This is a genomic window from Muribaculum sp., assembly GCF_029051885.1.
Taxonomy (GTDB): domain Bacteria; phylum Bacteroidota; class Bacteroidia; order Bacteroidales; family Muribaculaceae; genus Muribaculum.
This window is the reverse complement of the sequence record NZ_JAIDKI010000104.1, coordinates 1-25,610: the sequence shown is the minus strand read 5'-3', so window position 1 is coordinate 25,610 and position 25,610 is coordinate 1. Positions and strand designations below refer to the sequence as shown.

The 25,610-nt window shown below is 53.2% G+C and carries 16 protein-coding genes; 14 read left to right on the top strand and 2 right to left on the bottom strand.

Annotation, left to right across the window (positions count from 1 at the left end):
* Window positions 1-86 precede the first annotated feature (86 nt).
* Window positions 87-1,685: a calcineurin-like phosphoesterase C-terminal domain-containing protein gene (locus tag K2I50_RS04660; protein WP_301025060.1), complete on the top strand. Its 1,599-nt coding sequence runs from the start codon at window positions 87-89 to the stop codon at window positions 1,683-1,685.
* A gap of 126 nt (window positions 1,686-1,811) precedes the next feature.
* Here the strand turns inward: K2I50_RS04660 and K2I50_RS04655 are convergent, their stop codons facing one another.
* Entirely contained in the window at window positions 1,812-3,260 is a 1,449-nt protein-coding gene (locus tag K2I50_RS04655; protein ID WP_526022950.1) for a Gfo/Idh/MocA family protein, read from the bottom strand.
* A gap of 122 nt (window positions 3,261-3,382) precedes the next feature.
* Window positions 3,383-4,708: a hypothetical protein gene (locus K2I50_RS04650; RefSeq protein ID WP_301025059.1), complete on the bottom strand. Its 1,326-nt coding sequence runs from the start codon at window positions 4,706-4,708 to the stop codon at window positions 3,383-3,385.
* Between the two features lie 439 nt (window positions 4,709-5,147).
* Between K2I50_RS04650 and K2I50_RS04645 the strand changes: the two genes are divergently transcribed.
* The 13 genes from K2I50_RS04645 (at window position 5,148) to ilvC (ending at window position 25,451) form a co-directional block, all read left to right on the top strand.
* Complete coding sequence (locus K2I50_RS04645; protein WP_301025058.1) at window positions 5,148-6,518, top strand: DUF4886 domain-containing protein; 1,371 nt, start codon at window positions 5,148-5,150, stop codon at window positions 6,516-6,518.
* A 113-nt stretch (window positions 6,519-6,631) separates the two neighbouring features.
* A complete protein-coding gene (locus K2I50_RS04640; RefSeq protein ID WP_301025057.1) occupies window positions 6,632-9,775 on the top strand; it encodes a SusC/RagA family TonB-linked outer membrane protein in 3,144 nt (1,047 codons plus the stop codon).
* A gap of 39 nt (window positions 9,776-9,814) precedes the next feature.
* A complete protein-coding gene (locus K2I50_RS04635; RefSeq protein WP_301025056.1) occupies window positions 9,815-11,311 on the top strand; it encodes a RagB/SusD family nutrient uptake outer membrane protein in 1,497 nt (498 codons plus the stop codon).
* Window positions 11,312-11,341: 30 nt separating this feature from the next.
* The gene (locus K2I50_RS04630; RefSeq protein WP_301025055.1) at window positions 11,342-13,810 is read left to right on the top strand and encodes a BACON domain-containing protein; all 2,469 of its coding nucleotides are present in this window, start codon (window positions 11,342-11,344) and stop codon (window positions 13,808-13,810) included.
* Window positions 13,811-13,824: 14 nt separating this feature from the next.
* A complete protein-coding gene (locus tag K2I50_RS04625) occupies window positions 13,825-16,092 on the top strand; it encodes a DUF5689 domain-containing protein (protein ID WP_301025054.1) in 2,268 nt (755 codons plus the stop codon).
* An 86-nt stretch (window positions 16,093-16,178) separates the two neighbouring features.
* Entirely contained in the window at window positions 16,179-17,087 is a 909-nt protein-coding gene (locus K2I50_RS04620) for an endonuclease/exonuclease/phosphatase family protein (protein ID WP_301025053.1), read from the top strand.
* 12 nt (window positions 17,088-17,099) lie between these two features.
* Window positions 17,100-18,017, top strand: a complete 918-nt coding sequence (locus K2I50_RS04615; protein ID WP_301025052.1) for an endonuclease/exonuclease/phosphatase family protein — start codon at window positions 17,100-17,102, stop codon at window positions 18,015-18,017.
* Window position 18,018: 1 nt separating this feature from the next.
* Entirely contained in the window at window positions 18,019-18,924 is a 906-nt protein-coding gene (locus K2I50_RS04610) for an endonuclease/exonuclease/phosphatase family protein (protein WP_301025051.1), read from the top strand.
* Window positions 18,925-19,376: 452 nt separating this feature from the next.
* Window positions 19,377-21,206, top strand: coding sequence for a dihydroxy-acid dehydratase (gene ilvD, locus K2I50_RS04605; protein WP_301025050.1), 1,830 nt, complete (start codon window positions 19,377-19,379; stop codon window positions 21,204-21,206).
* A gap of 49 nt (window positions 21,207-21,255) precedes the next feature.
* Window positions 21,256-22,974, top strand: coding sequence for a biosynthetic-type acetolactate synthase large subunit (gene ilvB, locus K2I50_RS04600; protein ID WP_301025061.1), 1,719 nt, complete (start codon window positions 21,256-21,258; stop codon window positions 22,972-22,974).
* Window positions 22,971-23,516 (top strand): acetolactate synthase small subunit, encoded by a 546-nt coding sequence (gene ilvN, locus K2I50_RS04595; protein WP_526022949.1) that lies wholly within the window; start codon window positions 22,971-22,973, stop codon window positions 23,514-23,516. The genes ilvB and ilvN overlap by 4 nt, the downstream gene beginning before the upstream one ends.
* Window positions 23,517-23,570: 54 nt before the next feature.
* Window positions 23,571-24,359: an acyl-[acyl-carrier-protein] thioesterase gene (locus K2I50_RS04590; protein ID WP_301025048.1), complete on the top strand. Its 789-nt coding sequence runs from the start codon at window positions 23,571-23,573 to the stop codon at window positions 24,357-24,359.
* 48 nt (window positions 24,360-24,407) lie between these two features.
* The gene (ilvC, locus tag K2I50_RS04585) at window positions 24,408-25,451 is read left to right on the top strand and encodes a ketol-acid reductoisomerase (RefSeq protein ID WP_068961760.1); all 1,044 of its coding nucleotides are present in this window, start codon (window positions 24,408-24,410) and stop codon (window positions 25,449-25,451) included.
* Window positions 25,452-25,610 lie beyond the last annotated feature (159 nt).

Sequence of the window (25,610 nt, the reverse complement as noted above, 5' to 3'; positions counted from 1 at the left end):
CTCCCTCATCACAAGCGAAAATATGCTCGACGATTGACCGCCCTGACGGTAACATTTATTATTAAACAAGCTCTTACACTAATAAAATGAGAATCCTGTTTGCATCAATTCTGTCGGCCATTGTTCTCCCTGTGATGGCCGATACTCTGGTACATGGCACTGTCACGGATATTTCGGGCACACCGGTGGCCGGAGCGGCCATATCCGACGGCCATGAGGTAGTGCTGACCGACCCGTCGGGACACTATTCTCTGGTGTCGCCGCTTGATCTCGGCTACGTTTTTGTATCTACCCCCGACGGATATGAGCCGGCCGAGCGACTTGGCAACCGCCCTAAATTCTGGCAATACGTGTCGGAAGGCGAGACGTCGCCTGTCGATTTCCGTCTGCGGAGGCTTGCGGCCGATTCGTCGCTTGCGGTGATTGCCGTAGCCGACATTCAGATTGCAAACCGAGCCGGCGACCGCGAGCGCCTGCGCGATCTGTACGTGCGCGATCTCAACCGTGCTGTCGACTCGCTGCGTTCATGCGGTCTGAGCCCCATAATTCTGACTCTCGGCGACCAGACATGTGAGTATTACTGGTATGACAATAATTATGGACTTGCCGATTTCAACAGGGAGTTTACAGTCAATGCTCCGGTATATCATACCATGGGCAACCACGACAATGACCCCTATTTTGCCGGCGATATCCCTGCCGCCACCACATGGCATCGGGAGATGGGCCCGTCATACTATTCCTTCAACCGCGGAGGCTCCCACTTTGTAGTGCTCGACAATATTCTGTACAATAATGCCGACGGCGCTCCCGGCCATCATGGCAAACGCGACTACCGCACAGGCATGACTTCCTCCCAGCTCGCATGGCTTGAGCGCGATCTTGCTTCCGTCGGGGATAAGAATGCGCCCTTGTTCATATCCATGCATGGTGTGTTGCTCAGCTATCCTGTGGCTGAGGGCGACACGGTTAAATCGGTCTATCGTATGACCGACGGAGGTCAGCGTATCGACTCGTTGCTTGCACCTTTCCGCAGGGTTAATGTATTGTCGGGACATGCCCATAACAGCCATTTTCAGCATACTCCCGACGGACGCATACGCGAGTACAACTATCAGGCCGCCTGCGGCACCTGGTGGCCCGCACGTATCAAGCCGCCACGTCCCAATTTCTGGATGGGCGGTGACGGCGCTCCATGGGGATACGCTATATGGAATTTCTCCACTCCGGAGCCTACTCAGCTCTACAAGGGATTTGCCATGAGTCCCGACTGTCAGATGCGCGTCTACGACCTCAACTGTGTGGCTATAACCGACACGACCCTCACTAAGGACTATCTGCCAGGCGATGAGACCAACCGCAATGTCGTGCTCGCCAATGTATGGGCCTACGAGCCTGGATGCACTGTGAGGATGTATGAGGATGGTCGCGAGCTGAAAGTGACACGCGTCAAGGCGCAGGACCCGCTCCACTTCATGCTGCGCGCAATCCCCCTTAAGGCCGAAGGGGTGGCTGTAAACAAGTCGCTCATGCCTGAGAAAACTGCCCACATGTTTCGGGCTCGTGCTTCACGCCCCGACACACCTGTCAGAGTCGAGTTCACCGATATCCACGGCCACAGATTCACCACCACATTTTCACGCCCCTCGCAAGCTGTTGATGTGTGGCAGGGGAATATGAATTGAAGTCAGGATACTTTTGTCTCTGAATTTACAAGAAGAAAATTAACGGGGCGCCTTCGTTGAGTGAAGTGCGCCCCGTTGTATGTTGGATATAGGTGGGTTTCTTGGATGGCAGATTCGTGCAGATGATTATTTTTTCATTGCATCCTTGGCAGGGTCGGCCATTGCGTGGCGGTATCCCTTTACACGGTTCCAGGCACCGCGAGTGAAGTCGGGTACCTCTACCGGTGCAGAGCCGTTGTTGATGGAAATTTCCGACAGGGGTATGAGCGAGCACCATTCGGCCAGGTCGTATACATCCATGTCAAGAGGCAGACCGTTGCGCAGACAGTAGATGAGACGGTAGTCCATTATATAGTCCATGCCTCCGTGACCGCCTACCTTTTTGGCCTGGTCACCAACCTCGCGTATGATAGGGTGGGTGTATTGTTCCTCGAGAGCCTTTTTCTGAGCTGCTGATATGAAGCTGTGGGCGGTGAGGTTTTCATGGTCGGGCACAGTGCCGTTGTCTGCAATCTGTTCAGGCTCGAATGCGTATCCCTGCGATGGGTATTTGTTGGCAAAGCCTTTGGTGCCGGTAAGCTGGTACATACGTGAATAGGGCCTCGGGGTAAGTACGTCATGCTGTATATGGAGAGTCTTGCCGTTGGCTGTGCGTATCATTGTCATTGTGTGGTCGCCGTTGAGGAATTTCTCAGGGCGTTTGCCGGTTGTCTCCTCTATGTACGCCGGGCCGTTGACTGCCTTGGTGTCCATCGACACAAGTGTAGTCATTCTGTCGCCGCGGTGCATGTCGAGCAGCTGGCATGCCGGGCCTACGCCGTGGGTAGGATACACGTCGCCGCGGTGGTCGATGTTATACTTCAGGCGCCAGTCGTTGTGGTAGTATGGCCAGTATTCTTTCAGGTCGTGGATATAGCTGCCCTCTACGTGGAGTACCTCGCCGAAAAGTCCCTGCTGGGCCATGTTCAGAGTGTTCATCTCAAAGAAGTCGTAGACACAGTTTTCGAGCTGCATGCAGTGGCGGCGAGTGCGTTCGGAAGTGTCGATAAGCTGCCATATCTCGTCGAGATTCATAGCAGCGGGAACCTCGATTGCCACATGCTTGCCATGCTCCATGGCATATACACCCATTGGAGCGTGCGTCTTCCAGTCGGTCACGATATATACGAGGTCGATATCCTTGCGTTCGCAGAGTTTCTTCCAGGCGTCTTCCGAGCCGGAGTATCCGGCGGCGTCAGGGAGGCCGGCGCGGCGCAGTATCATCTGGGCGGAGTCGACGCGTGCAGGCTCAAGGTCGCACAGCGCTACTATGCGTGTGCCCGGGATATGGGTGAAACGTTCTACAGCGCTTGGACCGCGCATGCCAAGACCGATGAATCCGATGCGTACGGTGTCAATCGGCGCGGCGGCAAATTCAAGCATATCGGTCTGTCCTTTCGCGCGTTTGGGCACTTCGGTACGGATAGTGTTGTATGCATTGCATTTTACTGGAGCGGGAGTGCTTTCTGCGGCACTGATTCCCGGTGATAAGGCAAAGAGTGTTGCAGCGAGGAGAGCGATTACTTTTTTCATGATGTAGTTTATGTGAAAGATTAATTGTGAGTTACAAAATTAGATATTGGCGGTATAACTCGCAAATCTTGTATGAAAAAAGCAATCGTTGATGTGTATTACGAAAGCCGAAGGTTTCGTATCGGTCAGAATGAGAACTGGGCCATGATTCCAAACCGGTGGGCCCAGCGGTGGGCTCCGCTGAAGTTGCGGCGCACTCCAAGGTCTATTTCAGCCCCCATCTGCATGCGCGGTGTCAGATTCCAGAATATATTGCCTACACCAAACATGCCGTACTTGTATTCATCCGGGCTTACGGCTTTCGAAGGGAGATACCGTGTCTGGCTTGCTGCAACCGACATAAACAGATTGGGGAGGAAATTATACTGCACACCCAGGCACCATCCGAACGATGCCGGAGCATACAGCTGTCCGGGGATGTCCGGGTCGCCGATGAGGTCGTAGCTACCCATCAGCAGGTCGCCTCCCAGACTCTGGTAGCCGTGTCCGTAGCATACGTTGGCATATGTGGTGATGGCATTTGTCGGACGCGCTACCGAGCTGAGAAGTAGTCCCCATCCTGTGGTATTATGGTTTCGTCCTTGTATGAGGTCGCGGTATGAGAGGGTACGCACTATTCCGGCCAGTCTTACATGTTGTCCCGCCGCCCATTGGTATTGCAGAAATGCCGCGAAGTCAGGCATCCAGGGACTTACTTTCTCGGTTGATTCATTGTCGGCCCCGATAGAATTCTCAGGAGCCTCGATTGATACCGCTACTGTCCAGCGGTCTTTGAATGTGGGCATATAGCGCACCAGTACCGAAGTGGGAGATATTTTGTTGTTGGGTCCCTGAGCGTCGACAGTAGGTGGCAGCGCCGCAGGGTCGCTGAATGTGGAGTTGGTATAGCCGATAGTGAAGTCGTTGATTATGGCATATGCTTTTTTAAGCTGGAACCCGAGATACTGGTATCCGTTGAAATTGGCTTCGATATAGAGCTGGTATTCGCCAAGCGCCTTGTTGCGTCCCAGTACACGGAAAAACAGTGCGGTGCCTGATGGAGAGCTGCCTAGGTGACGCATGTCGGCGGGGTCGGGTTGCATAGGGATTAGGTATGGTGCGAATCCTCGTGACGGTATCGCTCCTCCCCAGTCGTAGTATGCGCGCATCCTCACACACCCTCCGATACCCATGGCAAGCTGGGCGTCTTTGCTCAGAAACATGAAGTAGGGGGCAGCCGGGTCGGAAAAATGGCGGAACTGGTCGTAATAGAACGTCGAGATTTTCTGGCGTATCGAATCAACATAGGCCTGAGTACCCGCATCGGCCGGACGTCCGTCGATATATATTATCTTATGAGACCCTGCAAGTGAATCAATCTGCTGGTCGGCCAATGGCTTTTGTGCGTATAGACCGGTAGCAAATATGATAGAGCCTGCTGCAACGACCAGTGCCGTTACGCCGCGTTTCATGTATCTTAACATCATGTGTGAATTTTGTTTGGAGAATTATAAATATGATTATTAAACATACTGTTTTCAACTTTTGTTTGTATGCCTCTTGTTCATGCTAACGTTTTATAGTTGTTGCTGTTTTGTAAGGCCGGATGATACCGGCAGTGTACTTGATGGAGTAGGCGTGTTTCGTTTTGAAAAAAATTGGTAAAATTGTTTTTCGATATGTAAAAATATGGTTATATTTGTTGCCGACTCAGACAAATCGGTAGACTGTGAAAGCTGCCGATAGTCCATGAAGACCATGTATTAACTCATCTAAGACCATAAATGATTGATAATGAGAAATATAATGGGGAGGGGTAGAAATTACCCTTCTATATGCCTGAATGACAGTGCGGTCATACGGCGAAATATCGGCGTCAGAAGCCAACGTTATTTTGCTATTGCAATAGCCATGCTGGCGTTATTCTCATCGGCATCATGCGGCCGGTCGGATAGTGACAGCGAGTATATCGAAACTGAAACTCCGGGCGATACGCCTGTACTTCCTGAAGAAACGATTGATTACACCGGGCTGAAGAGATTCATCTCGGAGAGTGTCGACAACTATGATTACTGTCGTACAATCACCGCCGCCGGCGAGGAGTTCCGGCTCGTATCCGTAGGTGGTAGAAATGTATCGGTAGCCAAAGGTGGAGTGCCTTATATCCTGGCCGGAAGCAGAGGCGATATCATGGTCGACGGCAAGACTCTGAGAGCTGATGCGGCGCCGGATATCTCTCCTGACATAGCTCCTGTCGTATCGGTCGGCTTGTCGGGCAATCTGTTGATTGATGGGGTTGACATCGGGGTGAAAGCCGGAAAGACTCTTCACTGTGTGGTAAATGCCCGCAAGCATATATATTTCTGTTTCGCCGACGGGACAATGACTGTAGGAAGCGAGATGTATACGCCCTACAATCCTGCCCTTCCCGAGAATTGCGGTGAACTGAATCTACTTTTCATAGGCAACAGTTTTACAGTCGATGCTACCGAGCATCTTCCCGGAATGATTTCAGCATCGGGTATCACCGGTGTGAATATGACACGTCTTTACCATGGAGGATACACGCTCCCTGAATATTACTCCAACTTTTATACATCCGGGGTCTGCGCTCGCTATGACTATTCAGCCAGCGCTAAGTCGTGGAGCGGCAACAGTACTCTCGACGACAAACCTTCCGATGCGTTGGCTGCCCGCGATTGGGATGTAATCGTAATCCAGGAGCACACCGGCCGCAGCGAGGCATGGTCGTGGCCCGGAGTGCTTGAACCGGCTGTCGAGGGATTGCGTGATATATTCTATACATACCGCAAGGATAGCCGTCCCACGGTCGTCTACCTCATGTCGCAGACCTACAGCAACGGCTCCACGGTGTTGCTGAACTCCTTCGGCAACAGTCGCGATAAGATGTTTGCCACTACATCGGGTGTTGTGAAACAGCTGATGGCCGACACCGGAATCGATGTTGTCATCTCTACCGGAGCCGTGCTGGAGAATCTACGCACATCAAGGATTAATGCCGACAATGGCCTCCAGCTTACCCGCGACAGCTATCACATGGACCTCGGTATTACACGCTATGCCGCTGCCTGCGCGGTATTCGAGACAATAATCACCCCGGCTACCGGAAAATCCGTTGCCGACTGTCCTTACCGTTATTCCGTATCGTCGACCGAATCGGGGAAATACTGCACTCCCGTTACCGACGACAATGCTCCTATAGCACAACAGGCCGCACATGAGGCTGTACAACATCCCTTTGCCGTAACGGCAATAAAATAAACGTGTCGGGGCGGTCACGCCTCCTGCGGCACGTTGCCCCGACCTATACCACTTTATGCATATTCTTAACCTTAACGTGTAGATACTTGAATTATTAACTAACCCAACATCTAATGAAACCAAGAAGCATTGTTACAACAGCCGACACTCTGCGTGGTATCCTGATGAGGATATCCGTAGTGATGGTGTCGTTGCTTATGTGCGTGCCGCCGGCATTCAGCCAGGGAGCAGGCGGTATGGTAAAAGGTGTGGTAAGCGATGAGACAGGTGAACCTCTCACCGGAGCCGTGGTAAGCATTCCCGGCACCTCGCGCGGCACCTCTACCGACATTGACGGAGCGTATACCATCCGTGCCTCCGTAGGAGAAACTCTGGAATTTGCCTTTATCGGCTACGACAAGCAGCAGGTAAAGGTCAAGGAAGTTCCTGCCACAATCAACATCACTCTTAATCCTAATGCGCAGATGCAGATGGATGAGGTGGTGGTAATCGGTTACGGTACTGTCAAGAAAACCGATATGACAGGATCAGTGACCAATGTCAAGATGAGCGATATCAAGGATACTCCGGTACTCTCGGTCGACCAGGCTCTTCAGGGCCGTATCGCCGGTGCCGATATCATGAGCACCACGGGCGAGCCCGGCTCCAGCACATCGATTCGTATACGCGGTACCCGCTCTATCTCTGCGTCCAACGAGCCTCTTATCGTTGTCGACGGAGTAATGGACGCCGTTCATGACCTTAATGACCTGAATATGGCCGATATCCAGTCGATTTCTGTATTGAAGGACGCATCATCCACCGCTATCTACGGTTCGCGCGGCTCCAATGGTGTAATCATCGTCACCACCAAGCAGGGAAGCGGCACAAGCGGAAAGCCGAATATCACTCTGAAGGCCGATATCGGATTCTCGCAACTCCCCAAAGGCCTCGATATAATGAATGCGTCGGAATTTGCCCAGTATCGCAACGACTATGCTTATTTCAATACAGCCGACGGCAATGACGCTGTAGGCGACGGCACCCCGTTGAGCAAATATCCCTATCCCGACCCATTCTCGCTCGGAAACGGCACCGACTGGGTGAAGGAAATTACCCGTACTGCCCCGACCCAGAATTATGCCCTCTCGATATCCGGCCGCAGCGCCAAGACCAGCTACTACGGCTCGATAAGCTACAATGACACCGAGGGTATCATCGAGAAGAGCGGCATGAAGCGCTTTACCGGGCGACTCAGCCTCGAACACGAATTTGCCAAATGGATTAAAGTAGGGTACAAAGGTACGTACACCCACCGTGACCAGGATATGAACCTCGCCTCAATCGGCGGTACGGCATACTATCAGGCGGCCATATACCTCAGCCCGCTCATCAAGGCTAACGACAACTTCAATCCGCTCTGGAACAACGGACAGAAAATCAATACTCCGCGTTCGACAATCGACCTTAACACCCATAATCTGAAGCGCCGGTCGATGAACCATGCCATCACTTTTGATGTGACCATACTCCCCAATCTCAAATTCCGCAGCCAGAACTCCTACTATACTTACGACCGCCAGACATTCCGCTACTATCCGAGCACACTGCCCCGTAAGGTGGAGGGCGAAGGCGGCGAGGCATACAGGGCCGACTGGAGTGAATATACCCTGTCGAGCGAAAACACGCTTACCTTCAACCTCAACACAAAGAGCGGACATAATCTCGACGTGATGGGCGGTTTCACCGGATATACCTACCACGGCGACAATTTCACTCTCGAAGGTAAGGGATATATGGACGACAACGTCAAGTGGAACAATATGAACGCTGTCCCCGACAAGGAGACATACTCGGCCGCAACCTCCACAACAAAGAAGACCAAGATGTCGGCGCTTGCCCGATTCAACTACAACTACAAGCAGCGCTACTACGTTACTTTCACCGGACGTTATGACGGCGCGTCAAACTTCGCCGCCAACAACAAGTGGGCCTTCTTCCCCTCGGGAGCCCTGAAGTGGAACGCCGCCAACGAAGCATTCCTCAAGGGTGTCGACTGGCTCGACGAACTTTCTATCCGTCTGAGTGCCGGACGTACCGGCAACGACGCCATATCGGCCTACCGCTCGATGGCAGCTCTGTCAAGCACCACCAACGGCTACATATTCGGCGGTTCACAGCCCGTGGCATTCTATCCGAGCCGCCTCGCGTCGCCCAACCTCACATGGGAGAAGACCGACCTCTACAATGTGGCTGCCGATATCTCCTTATTCAACGGACGCCTTACCCTTACCGCCGAGGGATATATATCGCGTACCACCGACCTGCTCCTTACTGTGCAGACCGCAAGCCAGTCGGGATATACCACCCGATTCACCAACCTCGGCAAGACATCCAACAAGGGTGTCGAACTCAGCATCGAGAGCCGCAACATCTCTAACCGCGATTTCTCATGGACCACCAATTTCACTCTCGCACACAACAAGCAGATGGTCGACGAAATCGGTAGCGAGGACTTCGTGTCGGCCCAGGATTCTCCGGGCAATAATCCCTACATGATGCAGGGATATGTGAAGGGATATCCTCTCAACGCCCTGTGGGGATTCAAGTACGCCGGCGTATGGCACAGTGTCGATGAGTTCAACCGCAACAAGATTACCAAGGCCTATGCTCCCCCGTCGACTCTCAACGACGGAAATATCGCCGGCAATCTCGGTACACCGCGCTACTACGATATAAACCGCGACGGTGTGCTCAGCCAGGACGACCTCGTGTATCTCGGCAATGCCGACCCAATCCTTTACGGCGGTCTGCAGAACAATTTCCGCTGGCGCAACTTCCGTCTGGGCGTATACTTCACATATTCTATCGGAGGAAAGATATACAACTACTCGGAGATTTATATGTCGGGCAGTAACTTCACCAACCAGTACCGCTACATGCTCGACTCGTGGCATCCGGTGCGTAATCCTGATTCTGACTATCCGCGTGCGGGTGCTGTCAATGCCCATGTGCCTTCCGACTTCATGGTTCACGACGCTTCCTATCTGCGTCTGAAGAACATCACATTCGGATATACTCTCGACCTCAGCGACAAGTGTAAGTTCATGCGCGATATCCAGTTTACCGTATCGGGCGAGAATCTATGGCTCTGGAAGAAGTACAACGGATTTGACCCTGACGTGTCAAGCAGCGACGATTCGGCCCTGAGGCGTGTCGATATGGGCGCTTACCCCAAAGCCCGGACATTCGTGTTCAGCGTGCAGATGCGCTACTGATGACCGGCATATTCACAAATTATCATAATCAAGACGAATATGAAAATCAAATATTTTCTGACAGCAGTAGCGGTAGCGGTATCGTCGGTTTTTTCCTCGTGCAGCCTCGATGAGGATGTTGATGGATTCTCCGAGCCGCATACCTTCTATAAGAACCGGGCGCAGTGTATCTCGGCTCTGAATTCCTGCTATATCCCGCTAAAAAATATATATACCTACAAGATGATGCTTGCCACGGAGTCGACTACCGACATTGCGTTTGCCCGCTCGGGCACACTCGACGCCGTGCTTGACCTTTCCCCCTCGCAGCCCCGCCACGGTGCCGACGTGTGGACATATTCCTATCGCGGTGTCATGTACTGCAACGCTGCCGAGGCAGGCATAACCAACTCGCCGCTCTCTGAGGAGGATAAGATACCGTTGTTGGGCGAAGCCCGGATAATGCGTGCGTTCTATTACTACGTGCTTACAAGTTTCTTCGGCGACGTGCCTTACTATACTGTCGATGTGACTACTGAGGAGATTCAGTATGAGGTAGCCCACCTGCCGCGTATGTCGGCAGTGGAGACACGCGGCAAGATTATCGCCGAACTACTTGAAATCCTGCCTTTGATGGAGCAGGTACGTACCTCTGATGTCGAAGGCAACCGCTCCGGCGCCGCCATGGGATGGATGCTCGTGACCAAGATGGCCATGTGGAACAAGGATTACGATACGGCTCTCTCCGCCATCGCACACCTTGAGGAAATCTACGGCAGTCTTGACCAGTATCCGATAGATGACATCATGTTCCGCAACAAGAATACTCCCGAATCTATATTCGAGATACAGCACACATATACTGCCGGCGGTGTCAACTACTCGTCGAACGTTGCCGCCATATGTATGCCTTATCCCAAGACTACAGGCGAGGCCATATACAATGGTGTGGAGATACCTATCCTTGGAAAGGATGCCACCGCCTGGTCGCCTATGCTACCTTCGGCATATTTTTCAGGGTCACTGATGTATGAGGGCACTGTCGACAAGCGTGACGCCATCAACCTCATCCACTCCGGCTATGAGGGACAGAAATTCCCCACCACAGGCTATACCGCTTTCGGCCCGAAATTCTGGTGTCCTGGCATGTCGGGTACTTACGATTCCAACAATTACAAGGTGTTCCGCTATGCCGACGCCCTGCTGATGAAGGCCGAGTGCTACTGCATGAAAGAGACCGACGCCGACAAGGCTGTCGAGTATCTCAACAAGATAAAGCGCCGTGCAGGGCTCGATGACTATCAGTTCCGCAACTGGACTAAACTTTTCCAGGAAATCATGGACGAGCGTGCCCGTGAGCTCTTCGGGGAGTTCCAGCGTAAGTTTGACCTCGTAAGATGGGGTGTATGGTACGAACGCACCAATGCCTTTACCGGCTACGACAAGGTGCAGAACAACATGCGTCCCTGCCATGAGTACTATCCGATTCCCGACAAGGAAGTGGTCTACTCGGGCTATGCGCTCGACAACAATGCCTACAAGGCCGACGGTCTATAGTAATCCTACTTATTTTTAATATCAGAACAAATGAAAACATCATATATCAATGTCCGGCTTATCATGGCGGCCATGCTTATGACTCTCATTTCGGTATTTACATCGTGTGAGGAGGATTATAAGTTGGAACTGCCGCTTGCTGTGGCTCAGAATGAGCTTACTCTTGGTGCCGGAGGCGGGTCGACCCATGTGCTCGTATACAGTACCGGCGACTGGACCGCAACCCTCAAGAATCCTGCCGACGCAGCATGGGCCACTATCGACATGGGCTCCGGAAGCGGCAACGGCGAGTTTATATTCAGCTTTACCAAAAACCCCGGTATCCCACGAAAGGCTGTGGTAGTGCTCACCACAGGCTCCGACACAAAGGAGATTGCCATGGAGCAGTCGGGATTTGTGACATCAGCCGAGATGGTGCTCATGAAGAAGAGTTTCCGCATGCCCGCCTGGGAGGCCGCTTCGGCTGTGGCTTTCGATACCAACCTCGGCCTTGCGCTTGACCGTATCACATCAAAGGTAGAGTACGGCGAATTTGATACAGCCGATGGGGCCGACAACAGCGCGGTAGAAACCACACCGGCTACAGCAAATAATCCCGGATGGCTTACCGGTATAGTTGTCGAGGAGGACTCGGTGCGGTTTAACGTCGCCGCCAACTCCGACGGTATGCCCCGCAAGGCCCGCATCACACTGTCGGCCCGCAATACAGTAAGCGGCCGCACATACTCAACCTCCACTATTGTCGTGCAGGATGCCGAGGGAGGCTATATACGATTCAATGCTCCTGACCAGGTTGCCGAGGTTGAATCGTTTGCAAAGACGGTGTCGTTCCTGTGGGATACTAACATGGAGATGTTCTTCAACCGAATGAATATCAATGTAGTGTATCAAGAGCCGGGCGAAGAATGGATTACAGGTTTCGTCATGACACCCCAGGGCCTTCAGGCCAATATACTCGAAAGCCACTACGACGGAGAGCGCCATGCCGACATTACCGTGTCATACAATGGCAGCGAAGGCTCCGTTACAGCCGTGCGCTCTGTATTGCAGGCACGTCCTGCTCTCGAGGTGAGCTTCGCCGACCTGCGTGCGCGTCTTTCCTCGGCCGGCACTGTCGCTCTTGAGCGCGACTATATCGTGGCTCAGGTAATCTCTGAGCCGGGCAATCCCAACCTGGAGACCAATCCGCATACTGCCTGGAACCAGTGTGATCTGACTGAAAGCACCCGTACCGCCTATGTGCAGAGTATCGACGGTGCGTATGGATTGCGAGTGAAGTTCGACGATGTTGCCGACATATCCGCTCTGCCGCGTTACGCGACAGTGAAAATCGCTCTAGCCGGTCTGACTCTTGAGCGTGAGGATGCTCCCGCACGCTATACCCTGCGCGGATTCTCTGCCTCCAACATACTTGAGATGACCGAGGGTACCCCCGCATCGCTTCCTGCCAAAGAACGCCATATCGGTCAGCTCACAGACAATGATATCTACACATTCGTCACATTAAAGGACATGGAGGTATCGCTCCGCTACGGCTCGTGGGGAAATCTCCATAACGGATATCCTCATGTCTCCGACCTGATAACTGTAGGCGATAAGTCGACACACAGGGCCGACTGTATGCCGCGTTTCTTCCGCGACATAAACGGCGATGTGATTCCGATGCTTGTCAATGCCGAGACTCCGTGGCGTTGCGAGGGTGTACATGTGCCCAAAGGCTCAGGCACCGTGAAGGCTGTCGTGGTGTACGCTCCGCTTGACCGTCAGAAGGCCAACGGCGAGATGGGCAACTATCAGATTCGTGTACTCAGCCGTGAAGATATAAATCTCCATGCCACACAGGGATTCTCTACTGTAATCGCCGAGTGGCAGTGGAATTCATCGGCCGACATAAAGAAAGGTACCGACTCCGAGTCGAAGGTCTACGCCAATACCGGCAACGGCGTGATGGATACCAACTGTCCGCTTACCGGTACAAAGACTGCGCTTACCGGAGGTTTCTTCAACCTTACGTTTGCTACAAAGAACCTCTCCAATGCTTTCCGTTATTGCGGACCATGGTGGAATTTTACCGACAAGAAGGGGTACAATATCTCCTGGACATTCTCGACCGAGGGTATGTCAGGCTCCAATCTCACCATGATGATGACATGTGCCAGCGGTCTGCAGGCTGTGCCGGTACCGGTGCCCACATACTGGCATATAGAGTATTCGACCGACGGCACAAACTTCACGATGCTGAAGAAGAACCTCATCATCTATCCTTGCCCCGTATGGGCATATGAGAAAGGCGACTGCCCCGCCGGCAATGCAGAGTACATCATCGACCTTCCCGACTCTCTGCTCGGGCAGCAGTCTGTGACGGTGCGCATGAGAGCGGCATCCGCCAAAATGACCACAAAAGATGGTCTGGCCAAAGGCACTCTGAAGGCTACTACCGCCAAAGTCAATGACCAGTATATGCGCTTCGACGCCATAACTATCAAGTATAACAAGTAACGATATCCTGTATCATGAAATATAATATTCCAATCATCGGAAAGCTGTTGGCCTGTGCCGCCGTGATGTTTTCATTTACGGCGTGCAACGACGACGCTATCGACGATACCGCTTTGATTGAATTCGGCATTTCGGCCAATACATTTACCGTTAGCGCCAATGCCGGACATGTCGATCTTCAGTTGCTTTCCAACCGCAACTGCCGTCTCGACTTTATTGAGGATACACCCTGGGCAGAAATCAGCGTAAGGGATGTAAACGGCGACGCCAAGTTCTATATCGACTATGACGACAATCCATCTTTCCCTCGTATAGCCAAGGTTGTTGTCTCGGCGCAGGGAACCGCTCTTTCCGACACCATTGTGCTGCGTCAGCGAGGAATGATGACACCTGAAGTGAAGGTTGCGTCAGGCTCGCTTGTGCTTGACGGAAGCCGCCCGGGCTACGGACAGGAGGGTATGGAGACCAATCTCGACTTCGACACCGATGTGATTCCCGAAGTCGTGTATACCGGCGGAGAGGGGACCGGATGGATTGAGAGCGTGACCCGCGACGCCGACGGCAACCTGTCGTTGAAATATGCTGCCAACCAGTCGGACAATCCGCGTAGCGCCACGCTTAATCTTACATTTGACAACGGCTGGGGCGAGATGCAGGCGACAACTCTGTTCCTTACCCAGAAGAACCGCAACGATGAGCTTGGACGCAACGTGTCGTTCGAGGATATTATCGGTATGGCCAGGATGAGCGCCGACGTCACAATCGACGACTATTATATCATCACCGGCTATGTGGTGAGCAACCGTGAGTCGCGTAATGCCGGCGACAATATACAGTCGACCCCGACAAGTATCGACTACACGATATGCGACCGCACGGTATATCTCGAAAGCGAGGACGGACGCCACGGATTCAATATCCTTACAGCTACCGCCGATGACAATGTGTTCGACCGCTACGACCGCGTGCAGCTTCTGCTGAAGGATGCCGTGCTCCATGGCGAGAACGATCCTGACCGTTACGAGCTGTCAGGCATCACTACTGCCATGATTGTAGGGCGTACAGCCGGCACTGCCGCCGACATTCCCGTGAAGGAGAAATACATTTCCGAGCTTACCGACGACGACATGTACACTTACGTCACGCTCAAGGACTGCGAGTTCCCGGTGCGCCAGGGCTCTCTGACTCCGATTCACGACGGATATACTCTTGCCGACAATGCCCACCGTATGACCAAGTATCCGCGTCTGATGCGCGACATACAGGGTTCGAGCATATACCTGTATACCAACACTACATGTCCCTATCGCCGCGACGGTCGCCGCCTCCCCTACGGGTCGGGTAAGATATCCGGTGTGGTGGTGTTCGAGTATTTCAAGGCATATGTTTACGGCGACGGGTACGATACCGATACCCACGGACGCATCGGCACATATCAGCTGCGCCATCAGTCGTACGACGACATTCAGTTTAATGCGGAAGAGAGTTTCTCCAATCTCCTCACCGAGTACCGCTACATCAAGGGGAAGGCCAAGGAAACCGACGGCCTTACCTACTGGTACCCGACCTATGGTAAGAACGGCCGCTTCACCCATACCTCCACACGCTATGCCGGATGCTATGGATGTACTACATGGAACTACCTTGGCTGGACAGGTACTACCAAGGGTATTGCACCTTTCCGCAACCATGTGGGCGACGACGGCTCCGGACTCGGTATCATACTTGAGGACGGCACCGACTACAATGCCAATAAGAAAATCTTCAATACCGACGGAAAGGGACAGGGCACAAATACCAACGGCAACGCATGGTGCAACATGTACTGGTGGGAAGAAGCAGCCAATGAGGGCGAGGAGGATACTCCCAACTCATGGCTTGTGGAATTCTCAACAGCAGGTATAACCACCGACCGCCTGTCGATGCAGATATCCGTGCAGGGCGGACGTGCCCTCGAGCTGGTAGGCCCGATATTCTGGAAGGCCGAGTGGTCGACCGAGCGTGATCTTGCCGATGCCTCTAAATGGCAGAAGATAGGCGAGTACCAGGTGCCCGACTTCCCGATATGGAATAACTATCACGAATGGCAGCTCCCGGCATTCAAGCAGATTGATTTCCAGCTGCCGCTCGAGATGCTCGGACACGAACATGTGTATATCCGTCTGACTCCTGTGAGCAAGGCCGCGTCAACATCCTATGGCTGGAATGCCGGCGTGATTGCCAATCCTTACTCGGGAGCAGGAAGCGCCATGGACTATTTCGCCATCCGTTACAATAAGTAACTGGTCGAAATAATCAGACCGGTTGACATAAAATAATTTAGAACAGTTACTTAAGTAATAACAATTTTATCTATCCGCCAGAAAAAATGAAAATCAGAAATATTATATTGATGGCCGGTATGCTGCTGTTTGCCGCCTGCTCCGACGATGACGACAAGCAGACCGTTGAGCAGGTGAACGGTCCGACGGAAGTCAGCGTCATATCATGCAATGTACTTGCCGACAATTCAAACCAGACCGGCGACTTGTCTTGGAAGAAACGCCGGGATGCCTTGCTGGGCATGGTTGAGACTGAAAATCCTGATGTGCTGTGCCTCCAGGGCCAGCACTGGAACCAGGTGATATATCTCGAGCAGCAGCTTGCCGGATATGCTTCGGTCGACTACAATGTCAACGGCAATGACGCCAACACCGGACGCCATAATACTATAATGTATCGTGCCGACAAGTATGCTCTGTTGCAGCAGGGTCGCTACTGGCTCAGCCAGAAGCCAAATACAATGACATATCCATGGGCGTCGAAGGATGAGGAACGCCGTTGTACGGCATGGGTGTTGCTGAAGGACAACGCCACACATGCACGTTTCTATGTGGCATGCACGCTGATGAACGACGGTGATGAGCCTGAGGACATGGATGCGCGCCGCAACAGTGCTGAACTCAACGTAGAGATGATGCAGAAGATGGTCATGGACAACGGTGGCGACATACCCGTAATCCTGGCCGGCGATATGAATGCGTCGAACGATGCTGACGATGCACGCCGCGACTGTCTTGCTCCCTACTACGGATGGATGACCGATGCGCGTACGGTGGCCGCAGATACAAAGCCGAGCTACAACGGGCTTGGCACTCCCGCCCCCGGAGCGCGTCTGACTCCCGACCACATTTTCCTCTACAAGGCTGTTCCGTTGTCGTTTGCCACGCTCGACGGCAACTATGGTGTGGCCTACATCTCCGACCACAATCCTATTTCCTGCACAGTCAAATTCTAAGATACGAAGATTATGAAACCAATATATCTTTTGCCTCTCTCCATGCTGTTTGTCGGCCTTTCGGCATGCGGCTCCGATGATGATGACAACATGGCGGCATCGGCCGAAGCGGCCGGTACTCCGATGAAGGTCATGTCCTACAATATCCGTTATTCCAACACCATCGATCTTGGCGATACATCATGGGATTCGCGCCGCCAGCCCAGTATCGACATGATACGTGATGAAAATCCCGATATCATCGGTCTGCAGGAGCCTCGTCCCGACCAGCGCGAGGAACTGGCAGGAGCCTTGGGCGATGTGTATACGATGTACAGTGCTGTCGACAACGGTGTGGCCGACAACCGTACCGGACATACGGCAATCATGTATCGTACCGACCGTTTTACCGTTCTTGACAAGGGCCATTTCTGGCTTAGCCCCACACCTGATGTGGAGTCGCGCCCTGAATGGGGAGCTACCGACACCCAGTATCGTACTACCATATGGCTCCATCTGTACGACAATGTGGCCGGCAAGGAATTTTACTTCTACAATACCCATCTTCCCTATCAGAGCGCCGACAAGGCTGCACGTACTGAGTGTGTCAAGCTCAATGTGGCGCGCATGAAGGAGAAGGCCGGACGCAGTGTTCCCGTATTCATTACCGGCGACATGAACACATCCGCCGACTCCAGGGACGACCGTTCGGGATGTCTTGAGCCATACTTCGAGTGGATGTGGGCCGCACGCGATGAGGCTGTCAATCTCAATCCTGAGGTTTTCAGTTACAATGGTTTCGGCGAGGGTTCGCCTACTTACCGCTGGAATCTCGACCATATATTCTACCGTAAGGTTACGCCGCTCGAGTTTAAGGTGGTCGACAGCGACAGCTATGGAGTGAAGTATATCTCCGACCATTATCCCATCACCCTGACTCTGAGATATTGATATGAAAGCAATCAATATTGTTTCCGGAGCTGTTGCGGTCATGGCGCTGTGCTGCATGCCCGTAGAGGCAAAGAGTGTGGATACTGCCGGCACTCCGATGAAGGTGATGTCCTACAATCTCCGCTACACCAATAAGATTGATACCGCTGAAAATGCATGGGCTGTCCGCAGGCAGCCCAGCATCGACATGATACGCGACGAGCGTCCTGATATAATCGGATTTCAGGAACCGCGCGCCGACCAGCGTGCCGATCTTGTGGAGGACTTGGGCGATACCTACGGTTTCTTCAGCGCAGTTGAAAACGGTGCCGACCCCAAGCAGTGCGGACATGTGGCTATAATGTATCTCAAAGAGCGCTTCACTCTGCTCGACAAGGGTCACTTCTGGCTTAGTCCCACTCCCGACGAACCGTCGCAACCGGAATGGAATGCTACCGACCGCCAGTATCGTGTCACCGTATGGGTGCATCTGTATGATAAAGTGGCCGGCAAGGACCTTTATTTCTACGATACACATCTTCCCTACAAGTGGGCCGACAATGAAGCCCGCACGGAGTGTGTAAGGCTCAATGTGTCAAGAATGAAGGAGAAAGCCGGAGATGATGCGGTGGTATTCATCACCGGCGACATGAACACCTCATGGCATCCTTCCGACAAGAGGCGCGAGGGGCTTGCTCCATATTTTGAATGGATGAACGGTGCGCGCGAGTCGGCTCCGGTCAATCTCAACCCTGAAACCTACAGTTTCAACGGATTCGGGGGCGGCGTGCCAAAGGATTCCTGGAATCTCGACCATATATTTTACCGCAACGTGACTCCGTTGGAATTCAATGTTGTAAGCAGTGAGAAATATGGCGTGAAGTATATTTCCGACCATTATCCGATTACTCTTACGCTTAAATATTGAGTTCTTCTCTCTCCAATTTTTCATCGGTTTAGTGTAGCCGGTTCGACATGATACATTGTCGAACCGGCTTTCATTCATATACTCTCTCAGGATTAGAGTTTGTTATCGGCTATGAGATTTTGTAGGAATAGAGGCCTAATTAAGAAAATTAGTGTGAAATCATTGCACAGATTGCGATTTTCTGTGTAATATTTGGTTTTTATGGCATAATGTTATAAATTTGCGCAAAGTAATAGCAAATATATTAGCCTATGACACTGCCACTCACAATTATCGGTAGCGCCGGCCTCGTGGTCAGCATTATTCTTTCCGTCCTTAGCATATGTGTTGGGGTAAAGTGAGCGTGCGGTCGACAGGCAATATTCATAATCACTAAGCCCCTCCACATCAAGCGGTAGGGGCTTTCGGTTTATTCATATAGATATTAAAAGGCTCTAAAAACAAAAAATATAATGACACACCCACTTCGCAGCGACGCCACGACAAAAGGCCGTAGGATGGCCGGTGCCAGAGCTCTCTGGAGAGCAAACGGCATGAAGGAGGAGCAGATGGGCCGTCCGGTGATAGCCGTGGTAAACTCGTTTACCCAGTTTGTTCCGGGGCATACACATCTGCATGATGCCGGACAGATTGTAAAGGAAGAGATAGAGCGGCTCGGTTGCTTTGCCGCCGAGTTCAATACCATAGCCATTGACGATGGCATAGCCATGGGGCATGACGGTATGCTGTATTCTCTGCCTTCGCGCGACCTTATCGCCGACTCTGTAGAGTATATGGTCAATGCCCACAAGGCCGACGCCATGGTATGCATATCCAATTGCGATAAGGTGACTCCTGGCATGCTTATGGCGGCCATGCGTCTCAACATTCCCGCGATATTTGTCAGCGGAGGGCCCATGGAGGCCGGCGACCTTGACGGTCGTCCGCTCGACCTTATCGACATAATGATTGACTCGGCCGATTCGTCGGTAAGCGACGATACGGTGCGTCTGCTTGAGCAGAAAGGTTGCCCCACATGCGGGTCATGTTCCGGCATGTTTACCGCCAATTCGATGAACTCTCTCAACGAGGCCATCGGGCTTGCTCTCCCCGGCAACGGCACCGTGCTCGCCACACATGCCAACCGACGCGAGCTCTTCAGGCGTGCGGCCCGCCAGATTGTCAAGAATGCCGAGGCCTACTATTTTCATGGCGATGAATCCGTGCTCCCGCGCAATATAGCCACACGCGAGGCGATGCTCAACGCTATGTCGCTTGATATAGCCATGGGCGGCTCTACCAATACCGTGCTCCATCTGCTGGCTATAGCCAACGAGGCCGGTGCCGACTTCACTATCGATGATATCGACCGCCTGTCGCGTGTCACCCCCGTACTGTGCAAGGTGGCGCCCAACTCACATTATCATATCCAGGATGTCAACCGTGCCGGAGGCATTCTGTCGATAATGAAGCAGCTTGCTCTAAACGGGTTGCTGCATACCGGAGTGAAGCGTGTCGACGGTCTTACTCTCGAAGAGGCCATCGAGCGCTACTCGCCCGAAGGTAGCGCTTACACTCCCGAGGCCGACAGCCTGTGGCACAGTGCTCCAGGCGGTGGACGTAATCTGGTGATGGGCTCGCAGAGCGCCGTATATCCGTCGCTCGACACCGACCGCACTGCCGGATGCATACGCGATTTCGAGCATGCATATGTAAAAGATGGCGGTCTGGCTGTGCTTCATGGAAACATTGCCATCGACGGATGTGTTGTTAAGACAGCCGGTGTCGACGAGAGTATATTCCGCTTCAGCGGTCCGGCCAAGGTATTCCGTTCGCAGGAAGAGGCTGTCGACGGCATTCTACGCGACAAGGTAGTGAGCGGCGATGTAGTCGTCATCACCCACGAAGGCCCCAAGGGAGGCCCCGGCATGCAGGAGATGCTATATCCCACGAGCTACATAAAGTCGAAGCATCTCGGCAAGGAATGCGCGCTGATTACTGACGGACGTTTCTCAGGAGGCACATCCGGTCTGTCGATAGGACATATCTCTCCCGAAGCGGCCGCAGGTGGCAACATCGGCCTTGTGCGCGATGGTGATATAATCGACATAGACATCCCCGCGCGCACTATCTCGGTGCGGCTGTCCGATGAACAGCTTGCCGACCGACGCGCTGCCGAGGAGGCCCGCGGCAAGGAGGCGTTCACACCCGCCGGGCGCGACCGTTATGTCAGCAAAGCCCTCCGGGCCTATGCGGCGATGGTCACCTCGGCCGACAAGGGTGGGGTGCGTGGCGACATATGACCGCGCTGCGAGCCATCATATTATTAATAAGGAAACATAGCATATATTGATTATGGAAAAGATATCAGGCGGCGATGCGTTGATTCGCTCTCTTATCTGTGAGGGGGTCGATCTCGTGTTCGGTTACCCGGGTGGTTCTATTATGCCGGTCTACGACCGCCTATACGACTACCAGGACAAGCTCAAGCACATACTTGTGCGCCACGAGCAGGGTGCCACTCATGCCGCACAGGGATATGCCCGCGTGAGCGGACGCACAGGTGTGGTTATAGTTACTTCAGGCCCGGCGGCCACCAACGTTGTCACCGGACTGAGCGACGCTCTTATGGACAGCACTCCGATGGTTGTGATAACCGGACAGGTGGCGACTCCGTTCCTCGGATTCGATGCATTTCAGGAGACCGACGTAGTGGGCATCACTCAGCCTATTACAAAATGGAGCTACCAGATACGACGCGCCGAGGATGTGGCATGGGCCGTGGCCCGTGCATTCTATATCGCGTCGTCCGGGCGTCCGGGCCCCGTAGTGCTCGACATTACGAAGGACGCGCAAGTCGGGCTTACCGATTTTCAGTTCAAAAAATGCGAATACATACGTTCATATACGCCTTATCCGGTAATTGACATGAACGATGTGGAGACGGTGGCCGCTATGATTAATTCCGCCGAGCGTCCTATGATACTTTCAGGCCATGGCGTGATGATATCTGGCGCCGAGGCTGAGCTTGCCGCTCTCGCCGAAAAGGCCGAGATACCCGTGGCCGCAACATTGCTGGGTCTGTCGACAATCCCCTCGGCACATCCTATGTATAAGGGCATGCTCGGCATGCACGGCAATATCGGACCCAATATCAACACCAACCGGGCCGACCTGATAATCGCCATAGGCATGCGTTTCGACGACCGCATCACCGGCAATGTCAAGGCCTACGCTCCCCAGGCCAAAATCGTGCATATCGACATCGACGCTTCAGAGTTTGACAAGAACATAGCCACTCACGCCACTATCCACGGCGACGCCAAAGCGGCTCTGCAGGCTCTGCTGCCGCTGGTGAAAGAGAATACCCACAAGGAATGGCTTGCCCTGTTTGACGAGCCGGCACGGGTGGAGTATGAGAAGGTGGTGATGCGCGAGGTACATCCCGGCGAAGGCCGCATGACCATGGGCGAGGTAGTAAACAACGTCAGCAAGGCCACCGGTCACAAGGCTATCGTGGTGACTGATGTAGGACAGAACCAGATGTTCTCCGCACGTTACTCGCGTTTTACCGAGCCCCGCTCGATTGTTACCTCCGGAGGTCTGGGCACTATGGGCTTCGGACTACCGGCTGCTATCGGAGCAAAGATGGGAGCGCCGGAGCGCACTGTCGTATTCTACTCCGGCGACGGCGGCCTGCAGATGACTATCCAGGAACTGGGCACGATAATGGAGTATGGCACCGATGTGAAGATTGTGCTTCTCAACAACAACTTCCTCGGCAATGTGCGTCAGTGGCAGTCGCTCTTTTTCAACGACCGTTTCTCACAGACTCCGCTTCTCAATCCCGATTTCGTGATGATAGCCAAGGCCTACGGCATCGCTGCCGAGAGTGTGGCCACCCGCGAGGAGCTATCAGGAGCCATTGAGCGTATGCTTGCCCATGACGGAGCATATCTGCTCGATGTGAATATCGACGAGACCGACATGATTTTCCCCATGACTCCGGCAGGCGCACACGTCGACCACGTGATGATTAACGCCACCGAAACATATCCTACCGACAAATAATGGAACAGCAGCTATTTACCGTTACAGTCTTTACCGAGAACCAGGCCGGACTGCTCAACCAGATCTCCGTGATCTTCTATCGTCGCGGGCTCAATATCGAGAGCCTGTCGGTAAGTCCCTCGTCAATCGAAGGGATACATAAATTCACAATTACCTGCTTGAGCAACCGCGCCATGATGGAGCGTGTGGTAAAGCAGATTGAGAAGCGCATCGATGTGCTTCGCGCGTTTCTCTATACCGACGACGAAATTGTATACCAGGAGGTGGCTCTGTACAAGGTGCCCACCCTCCAGCTTCTCGACGACACCAGCGTGGAGGATGTGATACGCCGTCACAGCGCGCGCATTCTCGAGATTACGCGCGAATACGTGATAATCGAGAAGACCGGTCATTCTGAAGAGACCGAGGCTCTGTTCCGGGAACTACAGAAATATGACATACGTCAGTTCGTACGTTCCGGACGCGTTGCAGTCACCAAGTCGGCACAGGAGTATTTCTCCATGTTCCTTCAGGAGCAGGAGATACGTAAATCGCATATTTAGAAACTGTTTAAATTCATATTTAGAGCTTGTTTATTTTAAAAGAAAGTTCTTAAAATGAGTGTCGAGGAGCAGACTATAAAGGAATATTCGGTGAGCTATCTGCTTACCGCGGCAGAGTGTGGTCCGGAGCAGTGTATGACACCACCTCTGATGGTCAGCCGTCTTATCGAGGTCGCTACCCTGCATGCCAATTATCTCGGCATCGGATATGCCCGGCTTCAGGCCCACGGACTGGCGTGGGTGCTCTCGCGTGTGTCGCTTGAGATGAACCGGTGGCCTTCGGTAGGTGAGGAGTATGCGCTGCGTACATGGGTCGAGGGGTGCAACCGCCTCTTCTCACAGCGCAACATGGAGATTACATCTGTCAGGTCGGGCGAAGTGCTCGGCTACGCGCGTACAATATGGATGGCTATAGATATCAAGCGCCGTGTGGCCGGGGAGATACCATCGCTTGACACCCTGGCGCAGGTGGTGGTAGAGGACAGGCCCTGTCCGATAGCCCCTACGCCCAGGCTCCGCGAGCCCAAGGGCGACGACATGCTCGATACAGCCTATACATTCCGCTATACCGACCTCGACTTCAACCGACATGTGAATACCGTGCGCTATCTTGAGCTGCTTATCGACCAGTGGCCACTCCCCTGGCACGATGCCCACAGCCTTGTGCGTCTCGACATGGCATTTCTCCATGAAGCCGTCTATCCTCAGTCGGTCACGGTGACTACTGCCGCCGACCCCGACAATCCGATGCGCTTTACACAGCAGATTACCGGTCCCGACGGTCCGTGTATGCGTGCCGCCTTCACATGGCGCCGCGACGAATATCATCCGGTATGCGGCTGAATACATAAAATAAAAACAATTACTTAATTAAATTACCACATAACTATTATGGCAAAAATGAATTTTGGAGGCGTTGAAGAGAACGTCATCATCCGTGAGGAGTTCCCTCTGGAAAAAGCTCGTGAGATACTTAAGGACGAGACCATCGCCGTGCTCGGCTATGGTGTGCAGGGTCCCGGTCAGAGCATGAACCTGCGCGACAATGGATTTAACGTGATTGTCGGCCAGCGTCAGGGCAAGACCTACGACAAAGCTGTGGCCGACGGATGGAAACCGGGTGAGACTCTCTTCTCTATCGAGGAAGCTGCCGAGCGCGCCACTATCGTGATGTGTCTGCTCTCGGATGCAGCAGTAATGTCGGTATGGCCCACAATCAAGCAGTACCTTACCCCCGGCAAGGCGCTGTACTTCTCCCACGGATTCGCCATTACCTGGAATGACCGTACAGGTGTTGTTCCTCCCAAGGATATCGATGTCATTATGGTAGCTCCCAAGGGCTCCGGCACTTCACTCCGCACTATGTTCCTCGAAGGACGTGGTCTCAACTCTTCGTATGCCATCTACCAGGATGCCACAGGCCGCGCTATGGAGCGCACAATCGCCCTTGGTATCGGTATCGGCTCGGGCTATCTCTTTGAGACTACTTTCCAGCGTGAGGCCACTTCCGACCTTACCGGCGAACGCGGCTCGCTCATGGGCGCCATACAGGGATTGCTCCTTGCCCAGTATGAGGTGCTCCGCGAAAACGGACATACACCCTCCGAGGCGTTCAACGAGACTGTAGAAGAACTTACCCAGTCGCTCATGCCTCTGTTTGCCGCAAAGGGTATGGACTGGATGTATGCCAACTGCTCGACTACCGCACAGCGCGGCGCGCTCGACTGGATGGGCCCCTTCCACGATGCCATCAAGCCTGTGGTGCAAAAGCTGTACGACAGCGTGAAGTCAGGCAACGAAGCCCAGATTTCCATCGACTCCAACTCCAAGCCCGACTATCGCGTGAAACTTGAGGCCGAGCTGAAGGCTCTCCGCGAGTCGGAGATGTGGCAGACAGCCGTGACTGTACGTCGCCTGCGCCCTGAAAATGACTGATGTTAAGAAACTGTTTAAGAGCTTGTTTAATAATAAATGTTGCCGCCAGGGTCGTATAGCTTGAGACGATTTTCGACATGTTACGAAGGAGTGTACTTTATGTACACAACTGAGGAACAGGGCGAAAAGAGGCCAAGATATACGAAACAACCGGTAATT